The organism is Pedococcus bigeumensis (assembly GCF_039531795.1).
Classification (GTDB): Bacteria; Actinomycetota; Actinomycetes; order Actinomycetales; family Dermatophilaceae; genus Pedococcus; species Pedococcus bigeumensis.
In genome coordinates this window covers 623912-636734 of record NZ_BAAAQS010000001.1, presented here as the reverse complement: position 1 = coordinate 636734, position 12823 = coordinate 623912, and the positions used below count along the sequence as shown (strand labels likewise).

The window sequence follows — 12823 nt, the reverse complement described above, 5'->3', positions numbered from 1 at the left end:
AGCTCCACACAAAGCAAAAGACCCCCCGGGTGTGGGAGGTCTGCGCGACGAGGGAGTCTCGTCGCGCTAGTCGATAATCACCATGGTGGTAGCCATGTGCCAGGAGGTCACGGGACCACTGTCGCAGGTGAGGTCCACCGACTGAACCCCTGGTCCGCATCGTGGTCAGGAGCTGGCTGACGCCCGCTCGCGCGCTGCCGCCACCAGCGCCTCGAACAGCCTCGGGTCGTCGCCCACCTCCGGGTGCCACTGGACGCCCAGCCGGAACCGGGCGACCGGGGCCTCCATCGCCTCGAGGGTGCCGTCCTGCGCCCACGCGGACGGCTCGTAGCCGGGATGGGTCAGCACCGACTGGTGGTGGTAGCTGGGCACGTCGGTGACCTCACCGAGCAGGGTCGCGAGCCGCGAGCCGGGGACGGTGTGCACCACGTGGTGGCCGTAGACCGCGACGGCTGGGGAGTGGTCGACGTGGCCGACCCGGTCGGGCACGTGCTGCTCCAGGACGCCCCCGGCCGCCACGGCCATCACCTGCATGCCGCGGCAGATGCCCAGGAGCGGCAGGTCGGCCGCAGCCGAGGCGCGCGCCAACGCCGTCTCCGTGGCGTCGCGGTCGGGGCGCGACTCCTGCACGTGCGGGTGACGCTCGGACGCGGCATACAGGCTGGGGTCGACGTCGGCACCGCCGGCGATCACCAGTCCGTCGATCCGCGCCACCATCTCGACTGCCGCGTCGTCGTCGACGTCGGTCCAGGGCGGGATGACGATCGGCGTGCCGCCGGCGTCCTTGACCTGCCTGACGTAGTCGTGCGGCAGGACGACGCTCGGCACGTCCTTCCAGTCACCGCGGCTCGCTGGCTCGACGTAGCAGGTGATCCCGATCAGCGGCCGGCTCACGTGGACCTCACAGGGGGGTCACGTAGGCGCCGGAGATCCCCCCGTCGACCAGGAAGGTCGAGGCGGTCATGAAGCTCGACTCGTCGGAGGCCAGGAAGAGCACGGCGTTGGCCATCTCCTCGGGCTCGCCGAACCGCCCCATCGGCACGTGCACGAGGCGCCGGGCGGCCCGCTCCTCGTCCTTGGCGAACAGCTCCTTGAGCAGTGGGGTGTTGACCGGACCGGGGCACAGGGCGTTGACCCTGATCCCCTCGCGGGCGAACTGCACCCCGAGCTCACGCGTCATCGACAGCACGCCACCCTTGCTGGCGCTGTAGGAGATCTGCGACGTGGCGGCCCCCATCACCGCCACGAACGACGCCGTGTTGATGATCGACCCCGACTTCTGCTCGAGCATGTAGGGCAGGGCGGCCTTGCAGCAGAGGTAGACGCTGGTGAGGTTGACCTCCTGCACGCGGCGCCAGGCGTCGAGGTCGGTGTCGAGGATCGAGTCGTCCTCGGGAGGGCTGATGCCGGCGTTGTTGAACGCGATGTCGAGCCGGCCGAACTTCTCCTTGGCCGTCGCGAACAGGCGGTCGACGTCGTCCTTGGTGGCGACGTCGCAGTGCACGTAGGCGCCCCCGATCTCCTCGGCCAGCGACTCTCCAGCCGCGTCGTCGAGGTCGCCGACGACGACCTTGGCGCCTTCCTCCGCGAACCGGCGCACGGTCGCCAGGCCGATGCCGGAGCACCCGCCCGTGACGACGGCCACCTTGCCGTCGAGCCTGCCTGCCATGTGAAGTCCTCTCAGGGGGTGGTGGTGCTGGTGGTGGTGTCTCGGGTCGAGATGAAGACGTTCTTGACGTCGGTGAAGGCGTCGAGGGCATCCGGGCCCAGCTCGCGCCCGATGCCCGACTGCTTGAAGCCCCCGAACGGGGTGGAGTAGCGCACGCTGCTGTGCGAGTTGACCGACAGGTTGCCCGCCTCGACCCCGCGGGCGACGCGCAGCGCGCGACCCACGTCACGGGTCCAGATCGACCCCGACAGCCCGTATGCCGTGTCGTTCGCCTTGGCGACCGCGTCGGCCTCGTCGTCGAACGGCATGACGGCCACCACCGGCCCGAAGACCTCCTCCTGCCAGACCCGGTCGGTCGTCGCCCTCGGTAGGACCACCGTGGCCGGGTACCAGAACCCGTCGCCGGTCGGCGCCTCGCCACGGAACGCGATGTCGACGTCCTCGGTCGCCTCCTCGACGTAGGAGCGCACGGTCTCGCGCTGTCCGGCGCTGATCAGGGGCCCCATCTCGGTGGCCTCGTCGCCGGGGTCGGCCACGACGACACCCTTGACCGCGGGCTCCAGCAGCTCCATGAACCGGTCGAAGACGCTGCGCTGCACCAGGATCCGGCTCCGGGCGCAACAGTCCTGTCCGGCGTTGTCGAAGACCCCGTAGGGCGCGGTGGCGGCCGCGGTCTCGAGGTCGCTGTCGTCGAACACGATGTTGGCGCTCTTGCCGCCGAGCTCGAGGGTGATCCGCTTGACCTGGTCGGCGGCCCCACGCATGATCCTCTGCCCGACGGCGGTCGAGCCCGTGAAGCACACCTTGCGCACCGACGGATGGGTCACGAAGCGCTCGCCGACGACCGACCCCTTACCCGGGATGACGGTGAGGACGCCCTCCGGGATCCCCGCCTCCAGGGCCAGCTCCCCCAGCCGGATCGCCGTGAGCGGCGTCAGCTCGGCCGGCTTGAGCACCACGGTGTTGCCCGCAGCGAGCGCCGGGGCGAATCCCCAGCCGGCGATCGGCATCGGGAAGTTCCAGGGGACGATGATCCCCACCGTGCCCAACGGCTCCTTGAACGTGACGTCCAGCCCGTCGGCGACCGGGATCTGCCGGCCGAACAACCGCTCCGGCGCCGCTGAGTAGTAGGCCAGCACGTCCCTGACGTTGCCGGCCTCCCACCGCGCGTTGCCGATGGTGTGACCTGAGTTGGCCACCTCGAGCTGGGCCAGCTCCTCGCCGTGGGCGTCGACCTGCTCGGAGAACCGCCGCAGCAGGCGTCCGCGGTCGGCGGGCGCCACTGCGCGCCACGCAGCGCCCGCGGCCTCGGCCGCAGCGATGGCGGCGTCGGTCTGCTCGACGTCGGCCAGTGGGACTTCGGCGACCACCGCTTCGGTGGCGGGGTTGACGACCTGGTGCAGGCTCACAGTCGCTCGAACCCCCTGACCCGCTCCCAGTCGGTCACCGCGGCGTTGAAGGCGGCCAGCTCGACGTCCGCGGCGTGGGTGTAGTGGTCGACCACGTCGTCGCCGAACGCGGCCCGGGCGAAGTCCGAGGCCGAGAACAGGTCTCGCGCCTCCGCGAGGGTGGACGGCACGCGGTCCTTGTCCGACGCATAGGCGTTGCCCTCGAAGGCGGGCTCGAGGGAGATCTCCTCGCGGATGCCGTGCAGCCCGGCGGCGAGCATGCCAGCCACGGCGAGATAGGGGTTCACGTCGCCGCCGGGCACGCGGTTCTCGACCCGCAGCCCCGCGCCGTGGCCGACCACCCGCAGGGCACAGGTGCGGTTGTCGGTGCCCCACGCGATCGCCGTGGGCGCGAACGACCCCGGCTGGAACCGCTTGTAGGAGTTGACGTTCGGGGCATAGAGGAGCGTGAGCTCGCGCATCCTGGTCTGGATGCCCGCCACGAAGTGCTCGAAGACGGCGCTGCGCCCACCCTCCTTGTCGTCGTCCGCGAAGACGATCCCTCCGTCGGTGCCGCGCAGCGACAGGTGGATGTGGCACGAGTTGCCCTCGCGCTCGTCGAACTTGGCCATGAAGGTCAGCGACTTGCCGTGGTTGGCCGCGATCTCCTTGGCCGCGGTCTTGTAGACCACGTGGTTGTCACACGTGCGGACCACGCCGTCGTAGAGGAAGGCGATCTCGTGCTGGCCGAGGTTGCACTCGCCCTTGGCGCTCTCGACGGTGACGCCCCCGGCATACATCTCGTTGCGGATGTCTCGGAGCAGCGGCTCCACGCGCGTGCCGCCCAGGATGGAGTAGTCGACGTTGTAGCGGTTGGCGCCGGTGAGGCCCTGGTAGCGCTGGTCCCAGGCCTGGTCGAAGGAGTCCTCGAACACGATGAACTCGAGCTCGGTGCCGGTGAGGGCCACGAAGCCCAGCTCGGCGGCCGCGTCGACCTGGGCCTTGAGCACCGACCGCGGCGACTCGCGCACCAGCCCGCTGCCGTCGAGCCAGGAGAGGTCGCACTGCACGGTCGCCGAGTAGGGCTGGCCCGGCGTGCGGCGCAGGGTCTCGAGGTCGAGGTCGAACATCATGTCGCCGTAGCCGCGCTCCCACGAGCTGATGGCATAACCGTCCACGGTGTTCATGTCGACGTCGACCGCGAGCAGGTAGTTGCACCCTTCGGTGCCGTGGCCCAGCACCGAGTCGAGGAAGAACTGCGCGTGGATCCGCTTGCCCTGCAGCCGTCCCTGCATGTCGGTGAACGCCACGATCACCGTGTCGACCACGCCGGCGGCGATGTCGGCACGGAGCTGCTCGACGGTGAGCTGTGGTGGAGCGGTCATGCGGGTCTCCTGGTGTCTCGGGCGGTCATCCGATGAGTCCCCTCAGCAGGGCGGCCGTGGCGTCGCAGTGCTCCTCCATCGCCTCGCGTGCTCGTGCGTCGTCGCCGTCGAGGATGGCCCGCACGACGGCGTCGTGCTGGTCGTTGGAGTGCGCGATGTTGGTCGGGAGCACGGGGATCGCGGACAGCAGCTCGTTGAGCGCCGCCTGGGCGCGGGTGACCGCCTCGATGAGCATCGGCGAGCCCGACAGCGTGGCCACGGCGAGGTGGAAGCGGCTGTCGGCCAGCCGGTGGGCGGCGTTGTCCGGCGCCTCCCGGGCGGCCTTGGCGCTCTCCACGAGCCAGGCGCGCTGGTCGGCGGCCAGGGCCCGGGTCGCGGTGAGCGCCGCCGCCCCCGGCTCGACCACGCGGCGGAAGTCGATGGCGTCGGCGAGGGCCGCCCCCGTGCGCACCGGCACGGTGGCGGAACGGCTGCCGGGCTCCTGCCCCGAGTAGGTCACCACGCTGCCGCCACCTCGTCCGCGCCGGGTGGTGACCAGACCGGAGTCGCGCAGGGCGGCGATCGCCTCGCGCAGGGTGCTGCGGCTGACGCCGAGCCGGTCGGCGAGCTCGCGTTCGGGCGGCAGCTGCTCCCCGTCGGTGAAGACGCCCAGCCGGATGGCCGTCGCCAGCTGCTCGACGGTCGACTCGAAGGCGTTGCCGGACGCCGGTCGGAGGACGACGTGGGGCAGCGACATCCTCTCCTGGGCGGGGCTCACCGTCCGATCCAATACCTCCGGCGGGACCGCGTCAATGGTCTGGGATAGGACCATTAGGTCTCCATCGGTCGGTGTGGCTCACGTGCTGAGGTCACGTCCCTCGCGGCCGAGCTTGCGCCCCTCCGGGTCGAACGGCGCACGCAGCGAGACCGAGACCGGGAGCCGCTCGCCCGCGAGGTCGACGGTCCAGCTCCCACCCTCGAGCCAGTCCTTCGTCGCGGTGCCGGAGGGACGGTCGCCGACCAGCGCCAGGCCGACGGAGGCGCCCACCGTCGCTCCCCAGGCCGCGCTGGTGACCTGGCCCGCGGGCGCACCGTCGCGCAGCAACAGCTCCCCACCCCAGAGGTATGCCGCCGGGTCGCCCACCACGAGGGACACCACCCGGCGGGTCGGCGGGACGAGCCGGGACGCCTCCACGGCCGCCCGGCCGAGGAAGTCGACGTCCGAGCGCAGCTTGCAGGCGAAGGTCAGGCCGGCCGCGACCGGACCGGTGTCGGTCGTGAGCTCCCGGGCGAAGGCACGGTAGCCCTTCTCCAACCGCATGGACTCGATCGCGTAGTAGCCGGCCGGCACGGCTCCCAGGTCTGCTCCGGCGCGGAACAGGTCCTGGTAGACCGAGCGCGCCAGCTCGGTGGGCACGTAGAGCTCCCACCCGAGCTCGCCCACGTAGGTGATCCGGGTAGCCCGCACGAGCGTCGTGCCGATGACGACCTCGCGACTGGTGCCGAACGGGAAGGATGCGTCGTCGAACCGGTCGGCGCTCAGGGCCTCGAGGAGCTCCCGTGAGCGCGGCCCCATGACGCCGAACACGGCATACGAGCCGGTCACGTCGGCGACGCCGACGCGGGCGTCGGCGGGCACGTGTCGTCGGATCCAGTCGAGGTCACGCACCGTCGTCGCCGCGCTGCTGACGAGGAAGAAGTCGGTCGCCGAGGTCCTGGTCACGGTCAGGTCGGCCTCGTAGGTGCCGCGCCGGTTGAGCATCGCCGTGTAGACCGCCCGGCCGACCGGGACGTCGACGTCGGCCGTGCAGAGCCACTGCAGCGCCCGCGCCGCGTCGGGTCCGGTGACGACGTACTTGGAGAAGGACGTCTGGTCGAAGACCGCCACCGCCACGCGGGTCGCCCGCTGCTCGGCCACCGACCAGTCGACCCACCGCGGGCGCTCCCACGCGTAGTCGAGGACGGGAGCCTCCCCCGGCGGCGCGAAGACGTTGGCCCGCTCCCAGGCGTTGCGGCTCCCGAGACAGGCCCCCTGCGCGACCAGGAGGTCGTGCACCGGGGAGACCCGCTGCGGTCGCGCCGACTCCAGCTCGCGGTTCGGCCACGGCACCGCATAGTGCAGGCCCAGCACCTCGCCGACCCGCGCACGCAGCCAGGCGTTGCTCCCCGAGAGCGGCGAGAAGCGCCTGAGGTCCACCCCGATCAGGTCGGACGTGGGCTCGCCCTCGACGACCCACTCGGCCAGCGCCCGGCCCGCACCGCCGGCCGACGCGATCCCGACCGAGTTGAAGCCGGCCCCCACGAAGAAGCCCGGCAGCTCGGGCGCCTCGCCCAGGAGGAACTGGTTGTCCGGCGTGAAGCTCTCCGGTCCGTTGTAGAACTTGCGGATCCCGGTGTCCGCGAGGACCGGGATCCGGTGCACCGCGCTGTCCATGAGCACCTCGAAGTGCTCCCAGTCCTCGTCGAGCAGCGCGAACTCGAAGGGGTAGGGGATCTCGTCGGGCGACACCCACGGTTTGGCCACCGGCTCGAAGCCACCGACCAGCAGACCCCCGACCTCCTCCTTCACGTAGGTGTAGCCGTCCGGGTCGCGCAGGATCGGCAGGTCGCGGTGGACGCCGGCGATCTGGTCGGTCACGACGTAGAAGTGCTCCGCGGAGTGCAGTGGCACCGTCACCCCGGCGAGCGCGCCGACTGCCTTGGCCCACTGGCCGGCGCAGTTGACGATGACCTCGGCCTCGATGTCGCCCTGGTCGGTGGACACTCCCGCCACCCGCCCGTCCCGGGTGGTGACCCCCGTGACGCGGACCCTCTCGACGATCGTGGCGCCGCCCATGCGGGCGCCCTTGGCCAGCGACTGGGTGAGGTCGGTCGGGTTCGCGCGCCCGTCGCCCGGGAGCCAGATGGCCCCGAGCACGTCGTCGACCTGGATGAGCGGGAAGTGTTCGAGCGCCTGGTCGGGGGTGAGCAGCTCGCAGTCGAGGTCGTATGCCGCGGCGCTGGCGACCGTGCGCCGGAGCTGCACCATCCGCTCGGGCGTCCGCGCGACCGTGAGCCCACCGCACACGCGGTAGCCGGTCGTCAGCCCGGTCTCCTCCTCGAGCCTCGCGTAGAGGTCGGTCGAGTACTGCACGAGCCGGGTGCCGGCTTCGCTGGCCCTCAGCTGGCCGACGAGTCCCGCTGCGTGCCAGGTGGTCCCGCACGACAGCGTGCCCTGCTCCAGGACCACGACATCGGTCCACCCGAGCTTGGTGAGGTGGTAGGCCACGCTGCAGCCGATCACCCCACCACCGACCACGACGACGTGCGCGCGCTCGGGGATCCCGCTCATGCGGCGGCACCCGCGGCGTCGAGCAGGTCGTCCAGCCGAGCGCTCGTCAGCAGGGCCCGGGCCAGCTCGTGGCGCTCCATGGCGAAGTCCCAGAAGTCGTGGTCGACCTCCGACACCCCGTGCTGGATCGCCCCCCACAGCGTCCAGGCCCAGCGCCCGGCCAGGCCCCACAGCTCGGCGCGGGCGAGCAGGCGTGCGGTCACCAGCCCGTGGTAGGCCTCCACCAGGGCGACGAGGCGGTCACGGTCGAGGTGGGACTCGTCGGCCAGGTTGCCGAGCTCGAAGGACGCCTCGTTCATCCCCGAGTACTCGTAGTCGATGAACCGCAGGTCTCCCCCGTCGTCGAGGATGTTGGCCGCCAGCAGGTCGTTGTGGCAGGGCACGAGCGGCTCCGGGTGCGTCCTGAGGGCGGCCTCGACCCGCGCGGCCGCCGGCTCCAGCGCGTCGTAGCCCTGCGGCACGGCATACCCGCGCTCGCGGACGATCCGCAGGTAGCCGCGCTGCACCGCGAACATGTCGAAACGCGACGCGAAGGCCGGGCCGCCGTGGAGCCGGCGAGCCGCTGCGGCGACCCGCGAGACGTTGGCGGCCACGTCGGCAGCCGCATACGTGCGCCCCGGGAGGAACTCGACGACCAGCACGCCCTGCCCCGGCAGGTAGTCGACGACCGGGGCACCGACACCGACCGAGGCAGCCACCGCGCTGTTGTGCCACTCGTGCGCACGGTCGATCGCGAGCAGCTCGGTGCCCGGTGGTGAGATCCGGACGACGACGTCGTGCGTCGCCGTCCGGACCCGGTAGTTGTGGTTGGTCAGCCCGCCGGGCAGCTCGGTGACCTCCAGCGGCTGGCCCAGCAGGGGCAGCCGCTGGAGGGCCTCGTCGAGCGTCAGGCCCGAGGTCACTCCCCGAAGGCCTCCACGACCGCCTGGTCGATGGTGTGCTTGGGACCGGTGAACCACTTGCGCGCCGACACCTGCCACCAGATCCACAGGATGGCCAGCGAGCCGATGGTGAGGATCGGGGCGTAGTTGACGAACTTCCAGTCGAAACCGTCGCTGAACGGCACGCCGGCCGGGACGAAGGGCAGGATGAAGTAGACCGAGATGATGGCGATCTCCAGCACGGCGATGATGTTCATCCACTTGTACTTCGCCCCGTTGTTCCAGGTGCCGGGCTCGAAGCTGTCGCCCATCCGCCAGCGCAGCCAGATGGGGATGAGGAACGCGAGGTAGAGCCCGATCACGGCCACCGAGACCACTGCGTAGAAGGCGACCGGCACGATGAGCGGCGACTCCGCGGTGCCGACGTTGACCTCCTTCAGGGCGGGGAGCGTGATCAGCGCGGCCACGACCGCCACCAGCATCACGGCGTTGGCCGGCACCTTGGCCCCCGACAGCGCCGACCAGAGCCGTGAGCCGGGGATCGCCCCGTCACGACTGAACGCGAAGGTCATCCGGGAGGCACTGGTCATGCACGAGGTGGTGCAGAAGAACTGGCCCACGGCGGAGATGAGCAATATCGTGCCTGCCCACTTGCTGTCCATGGCGTGCGTGAAGATGTAGGCGACCCCGCCGCCACCGACCCCGGCGTTGTCGGGGAGGCCCTTGTCGTTGTCGGGGACCGCGAACAGGAAGCACAGCAACAGGATCCAGCCGCCGATGGCCGAGTAGAAGATCGACTGCCAGATGCCCCTCGCCGCGGCCTTCGAGGCCGAGGCCGTCTCCTCGGAGAGGTGGGCCGAGGCGTCGAAGCCGGTGATCGTGTACTGCGTGAGCAGCAGGCCGAACGGCAGGACGAGGAACCAGTACTTGAGCGAGCTGTTGCTGCCCCCGCTGTAGCCGGAGTTGTTGAACCGCTCGGTGAACACGTAGGAGAAGCTCTGGTGGTGGTCGGGGATGAAGATGAGCATCAGGACCACGACGGTCGCGCCGACCACGTGCCACCAGACCGAGACGTTGTTCATGATCGCCATCAGGTGGCCGCTGAAGATGTTGAGCACCGAAGCGAGCACGAGCAGGACCACGAACAACCAGAACACGCGGGTGAGCGAGTAGCCGTCGGCGTAGCCCTTCGAGAACGTGCTCAGCGTGAGGTCGAGGAAGGTGGCGCAGCCGTAGGCGACCGAGGCCGTCACTGCGATGAGGCCGATCAGGTTGAGCCAGCCGGTGAAGAAGCCGGCGCGGGCCCCGCCCATCTTGCTCGCCCACCAGTAGATGCCACCCGAGGTGGGGTAGGCCGAGACGAGCTCGGACATGGTGAAGCCGATGAGGAGGATGAAGGCCGCCACGATCGGCCAGCCCCACGAGATCGCGACCGGACCACCGTTGTTGAAGCCCTGGCCGAAGGTGGTGAAGCACCCGGCCAGGATGGAGATGATCGAGAAGGAGATCGCGAAGTTCGAGAAGCCGGACCAGGAGCGGTTGAGCTCCTGCTTGTAGCCGAGCTCGGCGAGACGACGCTCGTCGTCGGAGAGTGATCGCAGATCGGACACAGCAGACTCCTAGTCCACGCAACGAAGGTGAGCGAATGCTTCACCCAGCGGGCTGGGCCTGTCAATGGTCCGAACACAAACCAAAAGACCGCGCCGCCCACCCCCGGGGAGCAGGCGGCGCGGCAGGGACTCGAGCCACGCACGCCGGGTTCGGGTCAGCGGGGCCGGGTCGGACCAGGCGGGTCGGACCAGGCGGGTCAGACCAGGCGGGTCAGCCAGCCGTGGGTGTCTTCCGTGCGGCCGTACTGGATGTCGAGCAGCCGCTCACGGATCGAGCGGGTCACCTCGCCGTAGTCGACCCCGTTGCGGTGGTCGCACGAGCCACCGGCCCAGCGCAGCTCACCCACCGGGGTGATGACCGCAGCCGTGCCACAGGCGAAGATCTCGACGATGTCCCCGCTGGCCGCGCCGTCCTTCCACTCCTGGATCGGCACCCGTCGCTCCTCCGGCTCCAGGCCCATCTCCTTGGCGAGCGCCAGCACCGACGAGCGGGTGACGCCCTCGAGGATCGACCCGGTGAGCTCGGGCGTGACCAAGCGGTTGTCCTTCGTGACGAAGAACAGGTTCATGCCGCCGAGCTCCTCGACGTAGGTGTGCGTCGAGGCGTCGAGGAAGACCGCCTGGTCGCAGCCGTTCTCGATGCCCTCGAGCTGGCCGGCGAGGCTGGAGGCGTAGTTGCCACCACACTTCGCCGCACCGGTGCCTCCCTCGCCGGCGCGCGCGTAGTCGGTGGAGAGCCACAGGGTCACCGGCTTGATCCCGCCGCTGAAGTAGGCACCCGCGGGCGAGGCGATCACCGAGTAGGTGACCTCCGAGGCCGGGCGCACCCCGAGGAAGGCCTCGGAGGCGTACATGAACGGGCGCAGGTAGAGGCTCGACTCACCGCTGGCCCCCGACGGCACCCAGGCCTGGTCGACCTCCACCAGCGCGCGCAGCGAGGCGAGGAAGTCCTCCTCGGGCAGCTCGGGCAGCGTCATCCGGCGGGCGCTGCGGATCATCCGCTGCGCGTTGGCCTCGGGGCGGAACGTCCAGATCGACCCGTCCTCGTGGCGGTAGGCCTTCATGCCCTCGAAGATCTCCTGGGCGTAGTGCAGCACCGCCGCCGAGGGCATCAGCGTGATCGGGCCGTAGGGGACGACCTTGCCGTCGCTCCAGCCCTCCCCCTTGCGCCACAGGGCTGTGACCATGTGGTCGGTGAAGGTGGTGCCGAACCCCGGGTTGGCCAGTACGGCCTCACGCTCCGCGTCCGGCCGCGGGTCGCTGCGGCGGATGACCTCGAAGGTCAGCGGGGCGGTGGTCTGGCTCATGGAGTCCTCCTGGTGGGTCACCCCGAGGTCGGGGCGGGGTTCCTCCTGCCGAGATTACCTGCCCGGCACACCACCCGGGCAGGAGACGTCGGATGCAGCCAGTCGTCTAGAGGAGGGACGCGATCGCGTCGCCGACCTCGCCGGTGCTGCGTACCGCGCTGCCCCTCGCGGCCAGGTCCGCCTCCACCGCGCGCTCGACCCGGGCGGCCTCGTCGGACCGGCCCAGGTGCTCGAGGAGCATGCCGACCGAGAGGATCGTCGCGGTCGGGTCGGCCTTGGCCTGGCCGGCGATGTCGGGGGCGGAGCCGTGCACGGGCTCGAACATGCTCGGGGCCGTGCGCTCGGGGTTGATGTTGGCGCTCGCGGCCAGCCCGATGCCGCCGACGATGGCCGCGGCGATGTCGGTGATGATGTCGCCGAACAGGTTGTCGGTGACGATGACGTCGAAGCGCCCCGGGTCGGTGGCCAGGAAGATGGTGGCCGCGTCGACGTGCTGGTATGCCGTCGTGACCTCGGGGAACTCGGCGCCCACCTCGTCGACGGTGCGGCGCCACAGGTGCCCGGCGTGGGTCAGCACGTTGTGCTTGTGGACGAGGGTCAGGTGCCGACGCGGACGGGCCTGCGCGCGGGCGAAGGCGTCGCGGACGACGCGTTCGACGCCGAACCGGGTGTTGACGCTGACCTCGGTGGCGATCTCGTTCGGGGTGCCCGTGCGCAGCGCGCCGCCGTTGCCGACGTACGGCCCCTCCGTGCCCTCGCGGACGACGACGAAGTCGATGCCGTCCGGGGCGACCCGCTCGACCGCGAGCGGGCTCTGCACCCCGGGGTAGAGCTTGGCTGGACGCAGGTTGACGTACTGCTCGAGGGCGAACCGCAGCGGCAGCAGCACCCCACGCTCGAGGACGCCGCTCGGCACCGTCGGGTCACCGATCGCGCCCAGCAGGATGGCGTCGTGACCGCGCAGCTCCTCCAGGACGGAGTCGGGGAGGGTCTCGCCGGTGGCGTGCCATCGCCTGGCGCCGAGGTCGTACTCGGTGGCGTGGAACTTGGTGCCGGTGCCGGCCGTGACCGCCTCGAGGACCTTCAGGCCCTCGGCGACGACCTCCGGCCCGATCCCGTCGCCGCCGATGACGGCGAGGTTGACGGTGTCGTTGCCGGTGCTCTCGGAAGCCATGTGACCAGCCTAAGGACGGTCTTGCGATCTGATACTGGCGTCTCACATGACGAACGGCCCCGGGCGGGAGCTCGGAGCCGTTCGTCGTCGCACCATGAC

10 protein-coding genes are annotated in these 12823 nt (G+C 70.6%); all 10 read right to left on the bottom strand.

The window, feature by feature from the left end:
* Window positions 1-165 precede the first annotated feature (165 nt).
* The 10 genes from ABD262_RS03075 to ABD262_RS03030 all read right to left on the bottom strand — a co-directional run bounded on the left by ABD262_RS03075 (window position 166) and on the right by ABD262_RS03030 (window position 12724).
* A complete protein-coding gene (locus ABD262_RS03075) occupies window positions 166-894 on the bottom strand; it encodes a gamma-glutamyl-gamma-aminobutyrate hydrolase family protein (RefSeq protein WP_344130968.1) in 729 nt (242 codons plus the stop codon).
* Window positions 895-901: 7 nt separating this feature from the next.
* The gene (locus tag ABD262_RS03070) at window positions 902-1669 is read right to left on the bottom strand and encodes a 3-oxoacyl-ACP reductase (RefSeq protein WP_344130965.1); all 768 of its coding nucleotides are present in this window, start codon (window positions 1667-1669) and stop codon (window positions 902-904) included.
* Window positions 1670-1680: 11 nt separating this feature from the next.
* Window positions 1681-3078, bottom strand: a complete 1398-nt coding sequence (locus ABD262_RS03065; RefSeq protein ID WP_344130962.1) for an aldehyde dehydrogenase family protein — start codon at window positions 3076-3078, stop codon at window positions 1681-1683.
* A complete protein-coding gene (locus ABD262_RS03060; RefSeq protein WP_344130959.1) occupies window positions 3075-4442 on the bottom strand; it encodes a glutamine synthetase family protein in 1368 nt (455 codons plus the stop codon). The genes ABD262_RS03065 and ABD262_RS03060 overlap by 4 nt, the downstream gene beginning before the upstream one ends.
* Before the next feature lie 25 nt (window positions 4443-4467).
* Window positions 4468-5199, bottom strand: a complete 732-nt coding sequence (locus ABD262_RS03055; protein WP_344130956.1) for a FadR/GntR family transcriptional regulator — start codon at window positions 5197-5199, stop codon at window positions 4468-4470.
* A 78-nt stretch (window positions 5200-5277) separates the two neighbouring features.
* A complete protein-coding gene (locus tag ABD262_RS03050) occupies window positions 5278-7752 on the bottom strand; it encodes a GcvT family protein (RefSeq protein ID WP_344130953.1) in 2475 nt (824 codons plus the stop codon).
* On the bottom strand, window positions 7749-8654 hold the full coding sequence (locus ABD262_RS03045; protein WP_344130950.1) for a phosphotransferase: 906 nt from the start codon (window positions 8652-8654) through the stop codon (window positions 7749-7751). Before ABD262_RS03045 ends, ABD262_RS03050 begins: the two co-directional genes overlap by 4 nt.
* Window positions 8651-10243 carry an amino acid permease gene (locus ABD262_RS03040; protein WP_344130947.1) on the bottom strand — a complete coding sequence of 531 codons (1593 nt, stop codon included), beginning with the start codon at window positions 10241-10243 and terminating at the stop codon, window positions 8651-8653. The genes ABD262_RS03045 and ABD262_RS03040 overlap by 4 nt, the downstream gene beginning before the upstream one ends.
* 197 nt (window positions 10244-10440) lie before the next feature.
* Entirely contained in the window at window positions 10441-11550 is a 1110-nt protein-coding gene (locus tag ABD262_RS03035) for a branched-chain amino acid aminotransferase (RefSeq protein ID WP_344130944.1), read from the bottom strand.
* Between the two features lie 106 nt (window positions 11551-11656).
* The gene (locus ABD262_RS03030) at window positions 11657-12724 is read right to left on the bottom strand and encodes a 3-isopropylmalate dehydrogenase (protein WP_344130941.1); all 1068 of its coding nucleotides are present in this window, start codon (window positions 12722-12724) and stop codon (window positions 11657-11659) included.
* Window positions 12725-12823: the final 99 nt, after the last annotated feature.

Bases quoted from the DNA above. Each gene is read 5' to 3' on its own strand.
- ABD262_RS03030 (WP_344130941.1), bottom strand. From the start codon at position 12,724: ATGGCTTCCGAGAGCACCGGCAACGACACCGTCAACCTCGCCGTCATC.
- ABD262_RS03060 (WP_344130959.1), bottom strand. From the start codon at position 4,442: ATGACCGCTCCACCACAGCTCACCGTCGAGCAGCTCCGTGCCGACATC.
- ABD262_RS03035 (WP_344130944.1), bottom strand. From the start codon at position 11,550: ATGAGCCAGACCACCGCCCCGCTGACCTTCGAGGTCATCCGCCGCAGC.
- ABD262_RS03050 (WP_344130953.1), bottom strand. From the start codon at position 7,752: ATGAGCGGGATCCCCGAGCGCGCGCACGTCGTCGTGGTCGGTGGTGGG.
- ABD262_RS03070 (WP_344130965.1), bottom strand. From the start codon at position 1,669: ATGGCAGGCAGGCTCGACGGCAAGGTGGCCGTCGTCACGGGCGGGTGC.